Origin of the sequence: Gilliamella sp. wkB108 (assembly GCF_001690195.1) — a bacterium.
Taxonomy (GTDB): Bacteria; Pseudomonadota; Gammaproteobacteria; order Enterobacterales; family Orbaceae; genus Gilliamella; species Gilliamella apicola_L.
The window spans coordinates 66,503-86,381 of the sequence record NZ_LZGM01000016.1 but is presented as its reverse complement, the minus strand read 5'-3'; the positions used below and the strand labels follow the sequence as shown (position 1 = coordinate 86,381).

17 protein-coding genes are annotated in these 19,879 nt (G+C 35.6%); 11 read left to right on the top strand and 6 right to left on the bottom strand.

Annotation, left to right across the window (positions count from 1 at the left end; all coding sequences use genetic code 11):
* Nucleotides 1–185 precede the first annotated feature (185 nt).
* The 3 genes from A9G11_RS02400 to A9G11_RS02390 are packed head-to-tail and all read left to right on the top strand — an operon-like array spanning nucleotide 186 to nucleotide 3,460.
* Complete coding sequence (locus A9G11_RS02400; protein ID WP_065617942.1) at nucleotides 186–1,157, top strand: HlyD family secretion protein; 972 nt, start codon at nucleotides 186–188, stop codon at nucleotides 1,155–1,157.
* Nucleotides 1,139–2,278, top strand: a complete 1,140-nt coding sequence (locus A9G11_RS02395; protein WP_065617941.1) for an ABC transporter permease — start codon at nucleotides 1,139–1,141, stop codon at nucleotides 2,276–2,278. The genes A9G11_RS02400 and A9G11_RS02395 overlap by 19 nt, the downstream gene beginning before the upstream one ends.
* A gap of 15 nt (nucleotides 2,279–2,293) precedes the next feature.
* Entirely contained in the window at nucleotides 2,294–3,460 is a 1,167-nt protein-coding gene (locus A9G11_RS02390; RefSeq protein ID WP_065617940.1) for an ABC transporter permease, read from the top strand.
* An 82-nt stretch (nucleotides 3,461–3,542) separates the two neighbouring features.
* Here A9G11_RS02390 and A9G11_RS02385 read toward each other — a convergent pair whose 3' ends face one another.
* Nucleotides 3,543–4,286, bottom strand: coding sequence for a GntR family transcriptional regulator (locus A9G11_RS02385; protein WP_065617939.1), 744 nt, complete (start codon nucleotides 4,284–4,286; stop codon nucleotides 3,543–3,545).
* 235 nt (nucleotides 4,287–4,521) lie between these two features.
* On the opposite strand from A9G11_RS02385, the gene A9G11_RS02380 reads away from it, so the two are divergent.
* The 4 genes from A9G11_RS02380 to rraA all read left to right on the top strand — a co-directional run bounded on the left by A9G11_RS02380 (nucleotide 4,522) and on the right by rraA (nucleotide 9,129).
* The gene (locus A9G11_RS02380; RefSeq protein WP_065617938.1) at nucleotides 4,522–6,114 is read left to right on the top strand and encodes an alpha-glucoside-specific PTS transporter subunit IIBC; all 1,593 of its coding nucleotides are present in this window, start codon (nucleotides 4,522–4,524) and stop codon (nucleotides 6,112–6,114) included.
* Nucleotides 6,115–6,152: 38 nt separating this feature from the next.
* On the top strand, nucleotides 6,153–7,475 hold the full coding sequence (locus tag A9G11_RS02375) for a 6-phospho-alpha-glucosidase (RefSeq protein WP_065617937.1): 1,323 nt from the start codon (nucleotides 6,153–6,155) through the stop codon (nucleotides 7,473–7,475).
* 194 nt (nucleotides 7,476–7,669) lie between these two features.
* Complete coding sequence (locus A9G11_RS02370) at nucleotides 7,670–8,548, top strand: 1,4-dihydroxy-2-naphthoate polyprenyltransferase (RefSeq protein ID WP_218056016.1); 879 nt, start codon at nucleotides 7,670–7,672, stop codon at nucleotides 8,546–8,548.
* A gap of 89 nt (nucleotides 8,549–8,637) precedes the next feature.
* Complete coding sequence (gene rraA, locus A9G11_RS02365) at nucleotides 8,638–9,129, top strand: ribonuclease E activity regulator RraA (protein WP_065617935.1); 492 nt, start codon at nucleotides 8,638–8,640, stop codon at nucleotides 9,127–9,129.
* 95 nt (nucleotides 9,130–9,224) lie between these two features.
* On the opposite strand, the gene dprA is transcribed toward rraA, so the two are convergent.
* Nucleotides 9,225–10,328, bottom strand: a complete 1,104-nt coding sequence (gene dprA, locus A9G11_RS02360; RefSeq protein WP_081298384.1) for a DNA-processing protein DprA — start codon at nucleotides 10,326–10,328, stop codon at nucleotides 9,225–9,227.
* 155 nt (nucleotides 10,329–10,483) lie between these two features.
* On the opposite strand from dprA, the gene def reads away from it, so the two are divergent.
* The gene (gene def, locus A9G11_RS02355; protein ID WP_065617933.1) at nucleotides 10,484–10,996 is read left to right on the top strand and encodes a peptide deformylase; all 513 of its coding nucleotides are present in this window, start codon (nucleotides 10,484–10,486) and stop codon (nucleotides 10,994–10,996) included.
* A gap of 43 nt (nucleotides 10,997–11,039) precedes the next feature.
* On the opposite strand, the gene grpE is transcribed toward def, so the two are convergent.
* Nucleotides 11,040–11,624 carry a nucleotide exchange factor GrpE gene (gene grpE / locus A9G11_RS02350; protein ID WP_065617932.1) on the bottom strand — a complete coding sequence of 195 codons (585 nt, stop codon included), beginning with the start codon at nucleotides 11,622–11,624 and terminating at the stop codon, nucleotides 11,040–11,042.
* A gap of 152 nt (nucleotides 11,625–11,776) precedes the next feature.
* Between grpE and nadK the strand changes: the two genes are divergently transcribed.
* Entirely contained in the window at nucleotides 11,777–12,655 is an 879-nt protein-coding gene (gene nadK, locus A9G11_RS02345; protein WP_065617931.1) for an NAD(+) kinase, read from the top strand.
* A gap of 118 nt (nucleotides 12,656–12,773) precedes the next feature.
* Here nadK and A9G11_RS02340 read toward each other — a convergent pair whose 3' ends face one another.
* Nucleotides 12,774–13,277, bottom strand: a complete 504-nt coding sequence (locus A9G11_RS02340; RefSeq protein WP_065617930.1) for a phosphatidylglycerophosphatase A family protein — start codon at nucleotides 13,275–13,277, stop codon at nucleotides 12,774–12,776.
* 106 nt (nucleotides 13,278–13,383) lie between these two features.
* On the bottom strand, nucleotides 13,384–14,394 hold the full coding sequence (argF, locus tag A9G11_RS02335; RefSeq protein WP_065617929.1) for an ornithine carbamoyltransferase: 1,011 nt from the start codon (nucleotides 14,392–14,394) through the stop codon (nucleotides 13,384–13,386).
* 270 nt (nucleotides 14,395–14,664) lie between these two features.
* Between argF and carA the strand changes: the two genes are divergently transcribed.
* Nucleotides 14,665–15,825, top strand: a complete 1,161-nt coding sequence (carA, locus tag A9G11_RS02330) for a glutamine-hydrolyzing carbamoyl-phosphate synthase small subunit (protein ID WP_065617928.1) — start codon at nucleotides 14,665–14,667, stop codon at nucleotides 15,823–15,825.
* A 2-nt stretch (nucleotides 15,826–15,827) separates the two neighbouring features.
* The gene (gene carB / locus A9G11_RS02325) at nucleotides 15,828–19,043 is read left to right on the top strand and encodes a carbamoyl-phosphate synthase large subunit (RefSeq protein ID WP_065617927.1); all 3,216 of its coding nucleotides are present in this window, start codon (nucleotides 15,828–15,830) and stop codon (nucleotides 19,041–19,043) included.
* Nucleotides 19,044–19,181: 138 nt separating this feature from the next.
* Here the strand turns inward: carB and A9G11_RS02320 are convergent, their stop codons facing one another.
* A complete protein-coding gene (locus tag A9G11_RS02320) occupies nucleotides 19,182–19,850 on the bottom strand; it encodes a histidine phosphatase family protein (RefSeq protein WP_065617926.1) in 669 nt (222 codons plus the stop codon).
* Between the last annotated feature and the right edge of the window lie 29 nt (nucleotides 19,851–19,879).

Sequence of the window (19,879 nt, the reverse complement as noted above, 5' to 3'; positions counted from 1 at the left end):
TTTTAAACAAATGTAAATCTCTTTGATTTTAAATTAAAATTGACTTAACCTGTAAATATAGTATTTTCGTTTAATTTTAATACGGTTAATGATAATTTGTTGCTCATACCTCTATTAAGTATAAAATTATCGTAACTCTCTTTGTCTTATCTATTTTAAAAATCACTCTAAAAAAATTTATATTTATGAATAAAAAAACTTTTATCATTATTGCGTTAATCGTTATTTTAATCTCTATGACGATATTAATCCGCTCACACAACAGCCAACTAATATTGCAAGGTGAAGTCGACGCGCCGAATGTTAGTGTTGCATCGAAAGCCAAAGGACGTGTGCAACTTATACATGTAAATCGTGGTGATGATGTCAAACCCAATGACATTTTAATTACGCTCGATAGTCCTGAGCTATTAGCTCAAGTCAAAGCAGCTGAGGCCGCTCGCGATCAGGCTCAAGCTCAAGTTGCACTTTCTGATAATGGTACACGAGAAGAAAGTATTCGCTATTACGAAGCGTTACTTGAACAAGCAAAAGTGTCATATGATAACGCATCAAAAGAATATAACCGTAATAAAGCCATTTCAGCTAAAGGTTTTGTATCGCAATCAATTTTAGATAACGCTTTAAAAACACGGGATGCAGCTTTTCAACAAGTACAATCAGCACAAGCAAATTTAGATCAAGCAAAAAATGGTGATCGCGTTGAACAGCGTGAGATTTATGCAGCTAAATTAAAAGAGGCAGAAGAACAACTTAAACAATTACAAATTCAATATGATGATTTGCAAGTAAAAGCACAAGTGGAAGGTGAAGTAGGCGCAATTCCGGCTGAAGTGGGTGAATTATTTAATGCTAACAGCCCGTTATTAACCATAATTCGACTGCCACAAGCTTATTTTGTCTTTAATCTTCGTGAAGATATTATGCCAAATATCCGTAAAGGTGATCGAGTTATACTTGAAGTCCCGGCACTTGGTCATAAAGAGGTTGAAGCAGAAATCCGTTACATTGCTCCTATGGGAGATTATGCAACCAAACGTGCAACTCGTGCCACAGGTGATTTTGATTTAAAAACTTTTGAAGTCAGGTTATATCCAATGGATCCTGTTGAGGGTTTACGCGCAGGTATGAGTACATTATGGAAGTTAGACAACTAATGTTAGATTTCTACCGCCGTTTTAGAGATGCATTTAATGATGAAATACCGATAATATTTAAACGGTTCACTTTTCATTGGTTAATGTGGATTTTACCACTCATTATTTTCATATTAATCAGCAGTATTTTTTATCGTGGTGTATTATTTGATTTGCCTGTGGGTTATGTCGATCAGGATAAAAGTGTTTTGTCTCGTGAAATAGTCCGTGATCTAAATGCGGCGGCTCATGCAAATCTTATCAATTATGATAACCAGCTTTTCAAAGCTAAACGCGATCTGGAAAAAGCTAAAATTTACGCAATCCTTTATATACCACCTAATTTTGAAGCTGATGTATTAGCTGGACGCCAACCAACACCAATGCTTTATTACAATGCCTTGTATTACAGTGCTGGTTTATATTCTATCATGGATTATTCAGGGCTAATTGCAACATTAAATACCCAATATCGAACGACAATGGCAACAAGTATTGGACTTGCCGTACCGCCACTAACTAAAGTTAATTTCAATTATGATGGATTATTTAATGCAAGTGGTAACTCAATGTACTTCCAGCAATTTTCCGCGGTGGTACATTTACTACAGCTATTTGTGGTGACCACAACCATTCATATTTTAGCGCAACTACCTAAACGTACGCGCCCAAACTATCCTTTTGTACTAGGTAAATTAGCGCCATACACCATTTGGTACACAATGTTACTGATATTCGAAATAGCCATGTTGGTTTTCTTTTCCAATGCTAGAGTTTCTGGCTCACCATTTGCGATGATAATTGTGGTATTTTTCTATGTTATTGCTGCGCAAAGTATTGGTATTTTGCTCTATACTTTTACCAAAACAACAATTGATGCCTATACTTATATTGGGGTATTGGTTGGACTGGCATTAACTTATTCGGGGATAGTTGTGCCTGAACTCTCTATGCCTTGGATCGCAAGATTAATCTCCTCGCTTGAACCATTAACTTATGCACTCAATAAATTATTCGATCTATTTTTACGGCACTCTAGCTGGTTATCAGTATTAAAAACCTGTGGTATTTTAATGATCTATCCAATAATTATTACCGTGTTAGTCAGAAAACGTCTTGTTAGGCGTTTACATTCACAATAAGAGGAAAATATTCGGATGATTAAAATATTTTGGTCTTCATTGTTAAGAATATTCTTTCTTTTATTGGGACGGCCAATGTGGTTATTACTACTCTTATCGGTTTCATTAATGAGTCTGGTTTATAGCAATGGAACCATAACTTATCTTCCTGTCGCTATTGTTGACCTCGATCATACACCTGCTAGTCATAGTTTAATTCGATCATTAAATACCAGTACCAAAATTGAAACGATCATATACGAAAGCTCTTTGCAAGCTTATGATGATATTAATACCCGTAAACTTTTCGCGGTTATTACTATACCTAGAAATTTTGAAAAACACTTATTAAACGGTGAAGAGGTTACTATTCCAGCTTATGGCGATGCATCGAGTCGATTAGCCAATGGTCTGATACAGCTTGATTTAAGAGGAATTTACCAGCAGATTTTAACCGATATCAACACCAAAATAATGCGTAATAGTGGCTTTTCTGACAAACAAATTGATATTATTTTATCACCCATTAAAAGCCAGACAGAACCTCTTTACAATGCAGGAATAAGTTTTGCAGCGATTACCTTTCCGGGTTTATTAGTCATGTTATTGCAACACTCATTTTTAATTGCAGCTACTCGCACCAATATTACTTTAAACTCTTTACCACAAGGTAAACCACCTAAAATAGTAGTATTTGGCAGCTTATGTGGCTTAATTCCAATCTGGTTATTTCTATCAATTGTATTATTTGGTTTATGGCCATGGGTGCTTGGTTATCGGCAACTAGCCAGTATCCCTGAAATCATAATCATGACATTTCCACTATTAATTGGTGTTATGGGATTAAGCAAGTTAGTTACAGAATGTCTTCGTCGAACAGAAATGATTTATCTTACTCTGGCATTTTTGACCACACCTGTTTTTTATCTCTCCGGTACCATTTGGCCGCTTGATGCGATGCCTCTTTGGGTACAATTTGTTTCACATTTACTACCTTCCACTTGGGCAACCAATATGATTGCAGGGGTTAATCAAATGGGATTAAGTTTAATGGATAATCTATTAAACATTTTTATGATCCTTTTACTTGGACTGATATATAGCTGTTTAGGTATTTTTATCTGTGCCTTAAGAGAAGGACGAGTTCGTAAATTTTTTAAACAGTTTAAACACGTCCGACATTTGAAAAATAAACATAGGTGATCTTAATTATTCTTAAAAAGAGTCTACCTTGAAGATTTTTATGCTGTTTTGCTTAATATTGGTTAATTTAACATACTTTATCTCATACTTCATTTTCTTGGATTTTTTTAGAAATAAGCGTATTTTCATGTCGTTTTAGATGATATTCAAAATTATATTCATTAGTATTACGATATATAATGGCATAATTAATAAACTGATTGTTTGAGCTATATGATAATGTTGTTAACAATAAAATAGGCTGATTGGGTTCAATTGATAATAACTTCGATATACCTTGATCGGGCATAATTGCATAGCAAGCCTCATAACTACCCTCAATGCTGATATTACAAATATTTTCAATATAATGAAATTTTGACTCCTCCAAATGTTCAACTGAGAGATTTTTGAATAATTTAAAAGGCATATAACTATCTTCAACCATGACAGCTTTATTATTTATATAGCGAATTCGTCTTGAATAAAAAACCTTTTCATCATTATTTAACTCAAGTTTAGATGAAATAGATAGTGGAGCATTAATAATTTTAAAATCAATAACGACTGTTCGACCTTCAATATTGGCATCACTAACTATCTCTTTAAAACTGGTTAACTTTGTCACACCAAAATGAAAATCTTTTGCAATGATAAAAGTCCCTCTACCTTGTTCGCGCGAAACCAATCTAAGATGAATCAACTCATCTATCGCTCGTCGAATCGTCATTCGAGATACAGAAAATGATTCTGCAAGTTTTTTTTCACTAGGAATAGCATCTCCAATAGCAAATTTATGAGAATTAATCTCATTTCTAAGCAAATCAGCAATATTTTTGTAGATCATTTTAATACCTTTTTATTGTCTATTCTTTAAACTAAAAATAGCTAGAATCATTTGTTTTTTCTGATATTGATAATTTTTTATTTAACAGGTCTAACTTTTATTCTTAATTGTAGATCTGTTTGCGTAAATAAAGTTATGAAGTAGATCACATAAATTAACTTATTGGCAAAAAATTTTGACTTATTATCGCTAGAATCACAATCATCACATTAATTAACAACAAAAGGATGGTTGTATGCTAAGTAAAATACAAAGGTTTGGTGGAGCAATGTTTACGCCAGTATTACTTTTCCCTTTTGCAGGGATTATGGTTGGCCTAACAATTCTATTACAAAATCCTATTTTCGTTGGTGAGAATTTATCTCAACCTGATAGTTTCTTTTATCAACTAGTTTTTATTCTTCAGGAAGGTGCATGGACGATTTTCCGAAATATGCCAATTATTTTTTGTGTAGGTCTTCCTATTGGACTTGCTAAAACCGCACCAGCTAGAGCCTGTCTTGCTGTTTTAGTTAGTTTCCTTACTTGGAACTATTTTGTCTCAGCTATGGGGACGGTATGGGGAAGTTATTACGGCATTGATTTATCACAAGAGGTCGGTGGTGACAGTGGTTTAGCGATGATATCCGGTATTAAAACCTTAGATACTAATATTATTGGTGCTATTGTTATCGCAGGGATCGTTACTAAAATTCATAATGTCTATTTTGAAAAACAACTCCCTTCGTTCTTAGGTATTTTTCAAGGAACCTCTTTTGTTGTCATTATCAGCTTCTTTGTCATGATTATATTAGCATGGTTGACAATCTGGATTTGGCCAAAAATTCAAATCGGCATATTGTCATTACAACAAATGATGATTAGTAGTGGTGGATTTGGTGTTTGGATTTACACCTTTTTAGAACGCATACTTATTCCAACTGGCTTACATCACTTTATTTATGGACCATTCATTTTTGGACCGGCAATAACTGAACATGGTATTCAAGTTGATTGGGCTCAAAATATGCAAGCTTTTAGCCAAACAACTGAATCGTTAAAAGATCTGTTTCCTGCTGGCGGATTTGCTTTACACGGTAATAGCAAAATCTTTGGGTCTATTGGTATTGCCTTTGCCCTTTATTTTACTGCAAAACCCCAAAATAGAGCAAAATTAGCAGGATTACTCATTCCTTCTGCATTAACTGCCGCCCTAGTTGGTATTACTGAACCTTTAGAATTTACCTTCTTATTTATTGCACCAATACTATTTTTGATTCACTCAATTCTTGCCGCTACATTAGCAACAACACTTTATGAGTTTGGTGTAGTTGGCAATATGGGTGGTGGACTCATTGATATGATGATTCCGCTAAACTGGGCGCCGATGTTTCATAATCATCATATGATGGTCATTACACACATTATCATTGGACTAATATTCACATTTATTTGGTTTATCGTTTTCCGGTTCATTATTATTCGATTCAACATCAAAACACCTGGAAGAGAGGATGATGAAGAAACTATCAAACTCTACACCAAAGACGATTTAAAAAATAAAAATGTAACCATCGATGAATTATCACCATTAGAAAATGAAAACGAAGAAAACAGTCTTGAAACTTCAATATTAGAAGGCCTTGGAGGTAAAGAAAATATTAAATCATTAAATAACTGTGCTACTCGCTTACGCATTGAAGTGCATAGTATGGATCAAGTTCAAAATGACCAATTTTTTAAAAATTTAGGGGCGCATGGCGTAGTTCGCAAAGGTAATTCTTTACAGATTATTATTGGACTACAGGTTCCTCTAGTAAGAAACAAAATTGAAGCACTGATTAGTTAAAAAACTAAATTGATTAACTTTAAATTGGAGAAGTAAACATGAAAAAATTTTCAGTTGTAATTGCAGGTGGAGGTAGTACATTCACACCAGGTATTGTTTTAATGTTATTAGAAAATCTACAACGTTTTCCATTACGTGCAATTAAATTCTATGATAACGATAAAGAACGGCAAGAAACTATCGCTAAAGCTTGTGCCATAATTTTAAAAGAGAAAGCACCTGATATCGAATTTTCATACTCAACTGATCCTGAAACCGTTTTTACTGACGTTGATTTCGTAATGGCTCATATTCGTGTCGGTAAATATAAAATGCGCGAAAAAGATGAAAAAATACCATTAAAACATGGTGTATTAGGTCAGGAAACATGTGGACCTGGTGGCATTGCATATGGTATGCGCTCTATAGGTGGTGTGCTAGAAATTCTATCCTATATGGAAAAATACTCGCCAAACGCTTGGATGCTAAACTATTCTAACCCTGCTGCAATTGTGGCTGAAGCGACTAATCGGTTAAAACCAAACGCTAAAATTTTGAATATTTGTGATATGCCAATCGGTATCGAAACAAGAATGGCTACAATTGCAGGCTTGAAATCACGTAAAGAAATGAGAGTAAGATATTATGGCCTTAACCATTTTGGATGGTGGAATAGAATCGAAGATTTACAAGGCAATGATCTTATGCCTAAAATCCGTAAACATGTAGAACAACATGGCTATATCACTGAATTAAAAGATGATCATACTGAAGTGAGTTGGAATGATACCTTTGCAAAAGCGAAAGATGTTTATGCACTTGATAAAGATACATTACCAAATACCTACTTAAAATATTATTTATTCCCAGACTATGTTGTTAAACATTCAAATCCAAACCATACTCGTGCAAACGAAGTAATGGAAAATCGTGAAAAAAATGTTTTTGGCGCATGTAGAGCAATCATTGAAAAAGGCGTATCGTCAGCAGGACATCTTGAAATTGATGAACATGCATCTTATATCGTTGATTTGGCTACTGCAATTGCATTTAACACACAAGAACGCATGCTATTAATAGTTCCTAATAATGGTTCAATTAATAATTTTGATGCAACGGCGATGGTTGAAATACCATGTATCGTCGGTTCAAGTGGTCCTGAGCCATTAGTGATGGGTGAAATTCCTCGTTTCCAAAAAGGTCTAATGGAACAACAAGTTGCCGTAGAAAAATTAGTCGTTGAAGCTTGGATTGAAAAATCCTATCAAAAATTATGGCAAGCTATTACTCTATCAAAAACAGTTCCAAGTGCATCAGTTGCAAAAGCAATTTTAGATGATCTTATTGAGGCAAATAAAGATTATTGGCCAAAATTAAGCTAATCAATAGTTGCACCTACTTACGTAGGTGCAACTTATTATTTCCGTTTAACTTGATATAAACATTAATGTAAAAAAGTTTGAAACGTAGATTGTGTTTAAGCACAAAGGTGAATCTGAAGGTAATTCCTGTTATGATTAATAAATAATGAATAATTTGTTCTCTATTTTTAATCAAAATGAAATGTTACCCATGGATGATCAGTTTTCGTCTAAAAACACTGCCACTTTCTTTATCTGCCATTTTCGTTGGTAATGCCCTTGCTTTCTGGCAACAACAATTTAATTTACTGATCATGGTACTTTCACTTATCACGGCTTCATTGTTACAAATACTATCTAATTTAGCCAATGACTATGGCGATGCAATAAAAGGAAATGATAATACCAATCTTGATGCCCATACACGGGGTATACAACTAGGTTTAATTACCTTAAAGCAGTTAAAAGTAGCGTTATGGATCAATACTATCTTATGTATCTTATCAGGGTTTAGTTTACTCATACTTGCATGTAACACCCTCTATCAGCTAGCTATTTTTCTATTATTAGGTGCGCTATCTATTATTGCAGCAATAACTTATACCATAGGTAACAAACCCTATGGTTATATTGGGTTAGGCGACTTATCCGTACTTGTATTTTTTGGGTTAGTTGGTGTTATTGGTAGTTACTATTTACAGACAAAATCACTATCCATTCTGATTTTTTTACCGGCTGTAGGCTGTGGGCTGTTATCTGTCGCCGTACTCAATATTAATAATCTTCGCGATATCGATAACGATCGTCGTAATCATAAACGAACATTAGTAGTAATAATGGGTAAAAACATGGGACGCATTTATCATCTATCATTATTACTGTTAGCATTATGTCTTCTCAGCTTGTTTGCATACTACTACTTACGAACTCTCTGGGGCGGATTATTTATATTAACCCTACCACTTTTTATTCAACATATTCATGCTGTTTTTCAATTTCAATCAACAAAAGAGGCAACTCCGCTGTTATTACAGATGATCAAACTTGCTTTATTGACTAATTTACTTTATTGTTTGGGTATTATTTTGAGCTAGCTCACGTTTATTTAAATTTTATATCATGTAACGCGCTGTTAGCGCTATACTAAATAGAATTAAATATGATAGCTAAAGGAGACTTGACGATGGAGTTTGATACTTCAATTCTTTGCGATTATTACCCGGAAGATGTTAACGTAGTAGAACCGATATTTAGTAATTTTGGTGGTGTAGCATCATTTGCAGGCCAAGCTGTAACAGTAAAATGCTTTGAAGATAATGGGTTACTATACGAAGTCTTACAATCAAACGGTACAGGTAAAATTCTTGTTATTGATGGTGGGGGTTCTGTTCGTCGAGCGCTGATTGATGCCGAACTTATTGATATTGCAGTTCAAAATCAATGGGAAGGGATCATTGTTTATGGTGCTGTTCGCCAAGTCGATTATCTCGCTGATGCTGAAATTGGTATTCAAGCATTGGCTGCCATTCCTGTAGGTGCAGACGATCAAGGTATAGGTGAAGTTGATATTCGTGTTAACTTCGGTGGCGTAACCTTTTTTTCTGGAGACTTTGTTTACGCAGATAATACTGGCATCATTCTTTCAGAAATTGCGCTTGAAATCGAAGAGAAATAATAGATTATACTTACCGCCGATACTTGTCGGCGGATTAGTTTTATACTAAAACATATGCCTTTCCTGAAACATCTTAACAACCATTGTGTGGTGATTTAAATCGTACGATTTCGAACATAACCACCGGTCACTGTTTTGATTAATCCCTCTAATTCCATATCTAATAATTTGGTTGTTATCTCAGGTATCGACATACTTACTTGTTTAGCAATAATATCCACCGACACAGGTTGATGATGAATAGCTGCAAAAATCTCTGGGTATAAAATATGTTCAGGTTGTTTAGTCTGTTCGCTCGACTGATTGTTTACCGATGATAAATAACCACAATAATGCTCTAAAATATCAATTGGCTTCGTCACTAGATAAGCGCCTTGTTTAATTAAAGCATGCGATCCACCACAATTTTCATTATCTATTTCACCAGGTAGAGCAAACACATCACGGTTTTGCTCTAGTGCATAACGCGCGGTAATTAATGATCCACTTTTTTCCGATGCTTCGACCACAAATGTACCTAAACTCAATCCACTAATAATCCGATTACGACGAGGGAAATATTCAGGTCTGGCCATTTCAAAAGGAACAAACTCTGAAACAATTGCACCATTTTGAGCCAAAATATCACTTGCCAACTTCAGATTAGACTTAGGGGTAATATTGGCAATACCACTGCCCAATACAGCAATCGTATGACCCGATACTTCAAGCGCTCCCCTATGACAAATCGCATCCAGACCAAGTGCTAAACCACTGGTTATCGTTAAACCATTAATGGCCAATTCACCGGCAAAATAGCGTCCCCACTGCGCCCCATATTCACTAAACTCACGACTACCAACCATAGCAATTTGTGGGGAATGTAATAACTGCCGGTTACCTGACACAAATAGTAAAATAGGCGGAGAACTAATTTGTTTAAGTAACGGAGGATAATCTATATCACAATAGGCAATTAAACTATTAAGTTGTTGAGTGTCATCTAACCAATCAAGGATTGGTTCAAAATGGAGATAAGATATTTTAAAAAAAGTGGCTTGTTCAATTTCAGATAATCCAATTTTCTTTAATAAAAAAGGGACATTTTGTAAATTCTTAGGTAGTCCATTTGCAAAAAGATGACTAATTTTCCTAAAAATTGCAAGTTTCCCTTTCCCAAACATTGAAATTCGCAGAAAGAACTCATATTTACTCATCATATACTTTCAAATTCATTATAAACTTAATGTTAGTCTTGAATTGACAAGACATATTTTACCAATAGTCAATAAGGGCTATTCATTAACATGATAAATGTTTACAATGTTTGAAAAATGGAATCACACTTATTTTTGAGGAGAAGATCGAAGAATTTATGGCTATTTTACCGATATTACGTTTTCCTGATGAACGACTTCGCAAAATTGCAAAGCCTGTTACTCAATTCACACCTGAACTTCAAACAATCATTGATAACATGATTGAAACTATGTACGCCGAAAATGGTATTGGTCTGGCAGCAACGCAAGTCGATGTACATGAACGAATTATTGTGATCGATGTATCACCAGACAAAAGCCAACTTTATGTAATTATTAATCCGGAAGTCATTAGTCAAGAAGGTGAAACGGGAATTGAAGAAGGTTGTTTATCGATACCAGATTGCCGTGGATTTGTACCAAGATCAGAAAAGATTAAGATCAAAGCACTCGACCGTAATGGTGAGCCTTATGAAATAGAAGCTGATGATTTACTGGCTATTTGTATTCAACACGAAATGGATCATTTGATAGGTAAGCTATTTGTTGATTATCTATCACCACTGAAACGTCAACGTATTGAACAAAAAATGAAAAAACTCACTCGCGAAGAGCAGAAAAATAAATAAAAATTAACCGCCACTGATTGTGGCGGTTTACCTGTAGAACTCGTTATTTGGCAACTATTACCATTGCTGGGCGAATCAAACGACCATTTAGAGTATAGCCTTTTTGAATAGTATTGATAATTTGTCCTGATTGATGATCTGGCGACTCAACCATACTAATAGCTTGATGTAAATCTGGATTTAATTGTGAATCATCGGTATTAACGACTTCAATACCAAACTTTTTCACCGTATCTAAAAATGATTTTAATGTAAGCTCTAAACCTTCAACGGTGGCTTGGTGTTCTGGATTAGCTTTATCAGTCGATTCTAATGCACGCTCTAAATTATCAATTACCGGTAATAATTCATTGGAAAATTTTTCTAATGCATATTTATGCGCTTTTTCAACATCTTGTTCAACGCGCTTGCGAACATTATCAATCTCTGCTCGCGCTCGGATCATTGCTTCACTTTCATTTTTTTTAGCCAATTGTAATGCTTGTTCAAGCTCAGCAATACGCGCATCTTTTGCTTTTAATTGTTCATCAACATTGGGGGTTGATGTCGCCTCTGTTTCGGTAGGCTCTTGTGTTGCTGTTTCAATGTTATTTTCATTTTCTGACATATTTTTATCTTGCTCTGTCATAAGGTACTCCAAATGTAGTCGAAAACTTAATGAATTAGGGTTATTATGGGGACAATTTTTATTATTACAAGCTTATCATTATTTTGATATGTGTTTTTTTCGTTTTTTGTTAAAACACATTTATGTTTATGTGAAAATTACAAGGATATTTTATGGATACACCATTTAAATGTATAGGTCTAATTGGACTGCCACGTAAATTAGAAGCGATTGAAACACATCAAGTCTTATATGATTGGCTTGTTAAACAAGGTATTCAAGTTTTAGTTGAAGATAGATTAGCCCAATATATCAAATTTCCGGTTAGTCAATACGCCTCATTAGAGATGATTGGTGAATTAGCAGATCTTGCCATTGTCGTGGGTGGTGACGGTAATATGTTACGTTCTGCGCGCTATTTATCACATTATAAAATAAAGGTAATAGGAGTTAATCGCGGTAATTTAGGTTTTTTGACTGATATTTTACATGAACAAGTCATCGAACAATTAAGCCCGGTAATTGCAGGTCAATATGATGATGATCCGCGTTTTTTACTGGAAGTATCCATTTATGATCATGGCACATTAATTAACTCTGGTTTTGCCGTCAATGAAATTGTGGTAACGCCTAATACGGTTGCACATATGATTGATTATGATGTGTATATTAATGAACGTAACGCTTTTTCACAGCGTGCTGACGGTTTAATCATTGCGACACCAACTGGCTCAACGGCTTATTCACTATCTGCCGGTGGTCCTATTCTTGCACCACATTTAGATGCCTTAATTATTACACCAATGTTTCCTCATTCATTAGCAATTAGACCACTGGTGATTAAAAGTGATAATCCGATTCATCTTAAATTCCCAACTACAGCTCTTGATCTTAATATTGCTTGTGACAGCCAAATTATTTTACCGGTTAAGCCAAGTCAAGATGTGATTATTCGCCGTTCAGTTTATGAATTTAACTTAATTCATTCTAAGAATTATGACTATTTTAATAATCTCTCAAGCAAGTTGGGGTGGTCACAAAAAATGTTTTAAACACAATTAAAAACATCTTTAAATGATATCAATATAGTTAATAATATTAAATAGTTATACTTGTACTCAATAACTAAATAGAGTACGAATAATTAGATATAGAGAGTGGAATTTACAACTACAGAGTAATGACTTTTGATAACCCCCATACTACCACGGATGAAAAAATGGCTGCAATCACATCGTCGATCATAATACCAAATCCTCCCGGGACTTTTTTATCAAACCAGCGAATCGGCCATGGTTTTGCCATATCAAAAATTCTAAAAGCAATAAAGGCAATAGCAATCCAGTAAACTGAAATATGAGGAATAAAAAATAACGTTATCCACATACCAACGAACTCGTCCCAAACAATATGCCCTGAATCATGAGTATGGGTATCATCCGAAGTTTTTTGACACAAAAAGCAACCAAATACAAAAGCAACAATAATCAGTACCCAATATAAAACTGGTTGCAAACCATTAAACAGTAACCAAATTGGAATAGCCATTAGCGATCCCATCGTGCCTGGTATGATTGGAGACATGCCAGAACCTAACCCAACCGCTAATAAATGAATTGGATTAGTCAATTTAAGATTTTTCTTAAAATCTTTATTTCGCTCTTGTTTTGTCATGGTTTTATCGTTTTGCCACTGAATTGATATTACTATGCCGACATCAAGTCGGCATAAATGGTGAAGAAATAGCTTATTAGCTAAGTATTTTTAATTGGCAAGTATATTATTCGTCTTTACTTAAGGTTGCAACCATTACTGCTTTAATAGTATGGAGGCGGTTTTCTGCTTCATCAAAAACAATACTGTGTTTGGATTCGAAAACATCGTCGGTCACTTCAAGCCCATTAGCTAAACCATATTGTGTCGCCATTTGTTTACCGACCGTGGTATTCATATCATGAAATGCTGGTAAACAGTGCATAAATTTAACATTCGGATTATTTGTCAGTTTTATAACATCTTGGTTAACTTGATAAGGTGTTAATAACTTCACACGTTCATCCCATACTTCTTTAGGCTCACCCATGGAGACCCAAACATCGGTATATAAAAAATCTACATCCTTTACACCTTGTGCAACATCTTCAGTTAGGATAATTTTTGCCCCTGTGGTTTTAGCTATATCTTGACATTTGTTAATAAGAGCAGTTTCAGGTTGGCACTCTTTAGGTGCAACTAAACGAATCTCCATACCCATGAGAGCAGCGCCTTCCATTAACGAATTACCCATGTTGTTACGCGCATCGCCTAAATAGGCAAACTTAACACTTTTGAGTTCACGCTCGCCGATATGCTCTTGCATAGTCATAAAATCAGCCAAGATTTGCGTAGGATGAGCCTCAGTTGTTAAGCCATTCCAAACAGGTACACCTGCATATTTTGCCAATGTTTCAACGATGTTTTGTCCATAACCACGATACTCAATACCGTCATACATTCGTCCAAGTACTCTTGCCGTATCGGCAATTGACTCTTTATGGCCTATTTGACTACCACTAGATCCTAAATAGGTGACATTGGCACCTTGATCAAAAGCACCAACTTCAAAAGCACATCGAGTGCGAGTAGAGTCTTTCTCAAAAATTAACGCAATATTTTTGCCAGTAAGATATTTTTGTTCTGAACCTTGCTGTTTGGCTTGTTTTAATTTGATAGCCAGTTTAATTAATTGACTAATTTCAGCTGGGGTAAAATCAAGTAATCGTAAAAAGTGACGCTGATAAAAACCGTACATAGTTTGCTCCTAGAAACCATAAATATTCTAATGATTCTATTTGAATAATTATGCAAATTCAAGTTAAACATCATAAAATAGACAACATTTAGTTTTCTCCTTTGAAAAAATCTCAAAATTTAGACTTAATTATTATATTAATTTTGATAATATCGCTTTTTTTGTTTAAAGAAGTGTAATAAAATGACTAATTATTGTATCTTTATCAATAAACCAAATTGAATTTTTATTCATATTTAATGGTTCTTTATTCAAAAGGTCTTTTTAATCATGCAAACTTATGCCCTCCTTATGTTACAAGATGGTTCGCAATTTATCGGAAAATCAATTGGCGCCGACGGTCAAACTGTTGGGGAAGTTGTATTTAATACTTCCATGACTGGCTATCAAGAAATTTTAACTGATCCTTCTTACGCAGAACAAATGGTTACATTAACTTATCCACACATTGGTAATGTTGGTACTAATGATGCTGATGCAGAATCTAGTCAAGTTTATGCTAAAGGACTTATTATCCGTGACTTACCACAATTAGCCAGTAATTACCGCAATGAACTGGATCTATCAAGTTATCTAAAACAACATAAGGTCGTAGCCATTGCCGATATTGATACCCGACGCTTAACGCGAATTTTGCGTGAAAAAGGAGCGCAGCATGGTGTGATCATTACCGCTAACGATAAAGAAGCATTACTAGCACAAGTTCAAAGTGCTAAGCAACAAGCGATCAATTTTAAAGGATTAACAGGACTTGATTTAGCCAAAGAAGTAACTTGTAAACAACGTTACACATGGACACAAGGTTTATGGACAAGGCAGAATGAACTCCCAACACCTAAAGCAGAGCGCGAATTACCTTATCATGTAGTTGCTTATGATTTTGGCGTAAAACGCAACATTTTACGCATGCTAGTTGAACGAGGCTGTAAATTAACCGTAGTACCAGCTAAAACCAGTGCGAACGAAGTGCTTGCATTAGCTCCAGATGGCATCTTTTTATCTAATGGTCCTGGCGATCCTGCTCCTTGTACTTATGCTATTGATGCTATTAAACAGTTTTTAACCACAAATATTCCGGTATTTGGTATCTGTTTAGGGCATCAGTTATTAGCATTAGCCAGTGGAGCTAAAACGGTAAAAATGAAATTTGGTCATCATGGTGGTAATCATCCTGTTAAAGATCTCGAAAATAATCGAGTGATGATAACTGCCCAAAATCATGGTTTTGCGGTAGATGAAAGTAGCTTACCGACCTATTTACGAGCCACTCATAAATCACTGTTTGACGGTTCTTTGCAAGGTATTCATCATAATGAAAAGCCAGCCTTTAGCTTTCAAGGTCACCCAGAGGCCAGTCCCGGTCCACATGATGCTGCCCCACTTTTCGACCACTTTATTGAATTAATTAAAATTTATAAGCAGGAGCAATAAACATGGCTAAGCGAACAGATATCAACAGCATTTTAATTATTGGTGCCGGCCCAATTGTTATTGGTCAAGCATGTGAATTTGATTATTCAGGCGCACAGGCATGTAAAGCATTACGTGAAGAAGGCTATCGCGTAATTTTAGTTAACTCAAATCCAGCCACTATAATGACTGATCCGGAAATGGCTGATGCAACGTACATTGAACCCATTCACTGGACAACAGTTCGCAAAATTATCGAAAAAGAGCGTCCTGATGCAATTTTACCGACTATGGGTGGGCAAACCGCATTAAACTGTGCTTTAGAATTAGAAAAGAAAGGGATTTTAAAAGAGTTTAATGTTGAGATGATAGGCGCGACAGCCGATGCAATTGATAAAGCAGAAGATCGCAAACGTTTTGATCAGGCAATGAAAAAAATTGGACTTGAAACGGCTCGTTCTGGTATTGCTCATTCACTAAAAGAAGCCTATTCAGTACTCGAATTAGTCGGCTTCCCTTGTATTATTCGTCCGTCATTCACAATGGGAGGAACCGGTGGTGGTATTGCTTACAATACCGAAGAGTTTGATGAAATTTGTACTCGTGGTCTCGATCTTTCACCAACCAATGAACTGTTAATTGATGAATCGTTGATTGGTTGGAAAGAATACGAAATGGAAGTGGTAAGAGATAAAAATGATAACTGTATTATCGTTTGCTCAATTGAAAACTTCGATCCAATGGGAATTCATACTGGTGACTCAATTACTGTTGCTCCAGCCCAAACTCTGACTGATAAAGAGTACCAAATTATGCGTAATGCCTCTATTGCGGTATTACGTGAAATCGGTGTGGAAACAGGTGGATCAAATGTGCAATTCTCGGTTGATCCAAAAACCGGCCGATTAATTGTTATTGAAATGAATCCTCGGGTATCGCGTTCATCTGCTTTGGCCTCTAAAGCAACCGGATTTCCTATTGCCAAAATAGCAGCAAAATTAGCGGTAGGTTATACACTTGATGAACTTAGTAATGATATTACTGGTGGTAAAACGCCAGCTTCATTTGAACCATCCATTGATTATGTAGTCACAAAAATTCCACGCTTTAATTTTGAAAAATTTGCTGGTTGCAACGACCGTTTAACCACACAAATGAAATCCGTTGGCGAAGTTATGGCAATAGGTCGTACTTTTCAAGAGTCAATGCAAAAAGCTCTGCGCGGACTTGAAGTGGGTGCTTGTGGATTGGATCCGAAAATTGATGATTATACTGATGAAAAAAATATCACCAAGATTCGTTATGAACTACAAGATGCTGGAGCAGAACGTATTTGGTATATTGCCGATGCTTTTAGAGCCGGTCTAACTTTAGATGAGATATTCCTGTTAACCAATATTGATAAATGGTTTCTCGTTCAGATTGAAGAGTTAGTTAATATCGAAAATAAACTCAAACAACAATCAATAACTAGTTTAAATAAAGAAACGCTATGGCAGATCAAGCGTAAAGGTTTTTCTGATCAACGTATTGCCAAATTACTTAATACCGATGAACAATCGGTACGTAATTTACGCCACCAATATAATATTCATCCAGTTTATAAACGTGTTGATACTTGTGCCGCAGAGTTTGCAACTGACACAGCTTACCTCTATTCAACCTACGAAGAGGAGTGTGAAGCTAATCCACAGTTTAAACGACCAAAAATCATGATTCTAGGTGGTGGTCCGAACCGAATAGGACAAGGCATTGAATTTGACTATTGTTGTGTACATGCCGCATTAGCCTTACGTGAAGATGGTTTTGAAACCATTATGGTTAATTGTAATCCTGAGACTGTTTCCACTGATTATGATACCTCTGACCGGCTCTATTTTGAACCGGTTACGCTTGAAGATGTACTGGAGATTGCCCATATAGAAAAACCTGATGGTGTAATTGTACAGTATGGCGGACAAACTCCACTTAAATTAGCCCGAGCATTAGAAAGAGCTGGTTTACCAATTATAGGAACCTCACCAGATGCGATTGATAAAGCAGAAGATCGTAAACGTTTTCAAGCTATTGTCGATAAACTGAGATTAAAACAGCCCGTCAATGCCACCGTCACCGATATTGATGAAGCCATTATTAAAGCCGAAAAAATAGGTTATCCATTAGTCGTTCGTCCTTCTTATGTTCTTGGGGGTCGAGCAATGGAAATTGTTTATAACAAACAAGATTTACAACGATATTTTAAAACGGCAGTGAGTGAATCAAATAACGCCCCTGTATTACTCGATCACTTTTTAGATGATGCTATCGAAATCGACATTGACGTAATCGCTGACGGTGAACAAATGGTCATTGGGGGAATTATGGAGCATATTGAACAAGCAGGGATCCATTCCGGAGATTCGGCTTGTTCATTGCCAACACACACATTAAGTCCTGAGATCTTAGCCAGGCTGCGTGAGCAAGCTAAGCAACTGGCACTTGAACTGAATGTAAAAGGGTTAATGAATGGACAATTTGCCGTGAAAGGTAATGATATTTATCTGATTGAAATCAATCCTCGCGCTGCTCGAACTGTACCTTTTGTTTCCAAAGCCACTGGTTTACCATTGGCCAAGATTGCTGCGCGGGTTATGACAGGGCAGTCATTAGCAAAACAGCAGGTAACTAAAGAGATCATCCCACCGTATTTTTCAGTAAAAGAAGTCGTATTGCCATTTAATAAATTTAGTGGTGTCGATCCTATTTTAGGACCTGAAATGCGCTCAACCGGTGAAGTTATGGGGATTGGCAAGACTTTTGCCGAGGCTTTTGCTAAAGCACAATTAGGTAGTTTATCCAACATGAAAAAAACAGGTAAAGCGTTATTATCTGTTCGTGATCAAGACAAAACTCGTTTAATCGAAGTGGCTAAGCGATTAGTTGCCCATAATTTTACTCTTGATGCCACTTCTGGCACAGCCAAATTTTTACAACAGGCGGGAATAAGCTGTCAAGTTGTGAAAAAAGAGAACGAAGGACGACCTAATATTCATGATCATATTAAAAATGGTGAATACAGTTATATTCTTAATACTACATCGGGTCGGGCAGCTATTGAAGCGTCTAAAATTTTACGCCGAAGTGCCATTCAATACAAAGTTCACTACGATACGACGATGAATGCCGCTTATGCAACTACATCAGCATTAGATTGTGATCCTGCACAAATTGTTATCTCTTTACAGGAGATTTATCAATAATTTTACTTTAACGTAATATTGATAAGATAAATATTGCTGGCTTTAATGATGAATAACTAATAATTAAAGCCAGTAAAACAACGTTTTTCTTATAGTTATTACTTAACAATCTGATTTTAACCAGTCATTAATTTTCGTCTAATCACTAAGATTGAGATGCTTAATATTATTTATTGCTTTGACAATAAATCGTCCCGTTGAATCATTATCCTCTTGTTGATAATTTAAAATACTCACACTTGAGTTATTGATTTTAGGGAAATAGTCTTGATCTCTATGTTTTTTCCAGTCTTTACCAGATAAAAAACACAATATTAATCGTAATGCATTGCCGTGGGAAACAATTAGTATATTTCCACGTTCAGGGGATTGATTAATGATATCATTAATCGCTTTTTGCATTCTCACCAGTACATTTATGTAATTTTCACCGCCATTTATATTGCCATCAAAAAATGCTGGTTCATTTAAAAAAAGATTGAATTCAGCGGTGTTTTTCAATTCAGGTATCAATTGTCCTTCCCATTTACCATAATCCATTTCAGTAAGTTCAGGTACTATATATCGTGCCGAAGCGTCAATAGGGCTATTTTGTTCATTTAAAATATAATCACGTGTTTCAATTGCTCTTGGCTGTTGACTTGAATAAGCTTTGGCGAAAACAATATCTCGCAGATAACGACCGGTTAATTTAGCTTCAGACACGCCTTTACTGGTTAAGGGTGAGTTATGCGAACCTTGTAATCGACTCGCTAAATTCCATTCGGTTTGTCCATGCCTTACAAAATACAAATTGATATCTTTCATTAAAAAACCCTATCTTTAATAACACAAGC

Excerpts from the sequence above, each read along its gene's own strand:
- A9G11_RS02320 (WP_065617926.1), bottom strand. The coding sequence starts at position 19,850 with ATGAAAGATATCAATTTGTATTTTGTAAGGCATGGACAAACCGAATGG.
- A9G11_RS02370 (WP_218056016.1), top strand. The coding sequence starts at position 7,670 with ATGATCAGTTTTCGTCTAAAAACACTGCCACTTTCTTTATCTGCCATT.
- A9G11_RS02395 (WP_065617941.1), top strand. The coding sequence starts at position 1,139 with ATGGAAGTTAGACAACTAATGTTAGATTTCTACCGCCGTTTTAGAGAT.
- dprA (WP_081298384.1), bottom strand. The coding sequence starts at position 10,328 with ATGATGAGTAAATATGAGTTCTTTCTGCGAATTTCAATGTTTGGGAAA.
- A9G11_RS02385 (WP_065617939.1), bottom strand. The coding sequence starts at position 4,286 with ATGATCTACAAAAATATTGCTGATTTGCTTAGAAATGAGATTAATTCT.
- carB (WP_065617927.1), top strand. The coding sequence starts at position 15,828 with ATGGCTAAGCGAACAGATATCAACAGCATTTTAATTATTGGTGCCGGC.
- grpE (WP_065617932.1), bottom strand. The coding sequence starts at position 11,624 with ATGACAGAGCAAGATAAAAATATGTCAGAAAATGAAAATAACATTGAA.
- A9G11_RS02375 (WP_065617937.1), top strand. The coding sequence starts at position 6,153 with ATGAAAAAATTTTCAGTTGTAATTGCAGGTGGAGGTAGTACATTCACA.
- nadK (WP_065617931.1), top strand. The coding sequence starts at position 11,777 with ATGGATACACCATTTAAATGTATAGGTCTAATTGGACTGCCACGTAAA.
- def (WP_065617933.1), top strand. The coding sequence starts at position 10,484 with ATGGCTATTTTACCGATATTACGTTTTCCTGATGAACGACTTCGCAAA.
- rraA (WP_065617935.1), top strand. The coding sequence starts at position 8,638 with ATGGAGTTTGATACTTCAATTCTTTGCGATTATTACCCGGAAGATGTT.
- carA (WP_065617928.1), top strand. The coding sequence starts at position 14,665 with ATGCAAACTTATGCCCTCCTTATGTTACAAGATGGTTCGCAATTTATC.
- A9G11_RS02390 (WP_065617940.1), top strand. The coding sequence starts at position 2,294 with ATGATTAAAATATTTTGGTCTTCATTGTTAAGAATATTCTTTCTTTTA.
- A9G11_RS02400 (WP_065617942.1), top strand. The coding sequence starts at position 186 with ATGAATAAAAAAACTTTTATCATTATTGCGTTAATCGTTATTTTAATC.
- A9G11_RS02340 (WP_065617930.1), bottom strand. The coding sequence starts at position 13,277 with ATGACAAAACAAGAGCGAAATAAAGATTTTAAGAAAAATCTTAAATTG.
- A9G11_RS02380 (WP_065617938.1), top strand. The coding sequence starts at position 4,522 with ATGCTAAGTAAAATACAAAGGTTTGGTGGAGCAATGTTTACGCCAGTA.
- argF (WP_065617929.1), bottom strand. The coding sequence starts at position 14,394 with ATGTACGGTTTTTATCAGCGTCACTTTTTACGATTACTTGATTTTACC.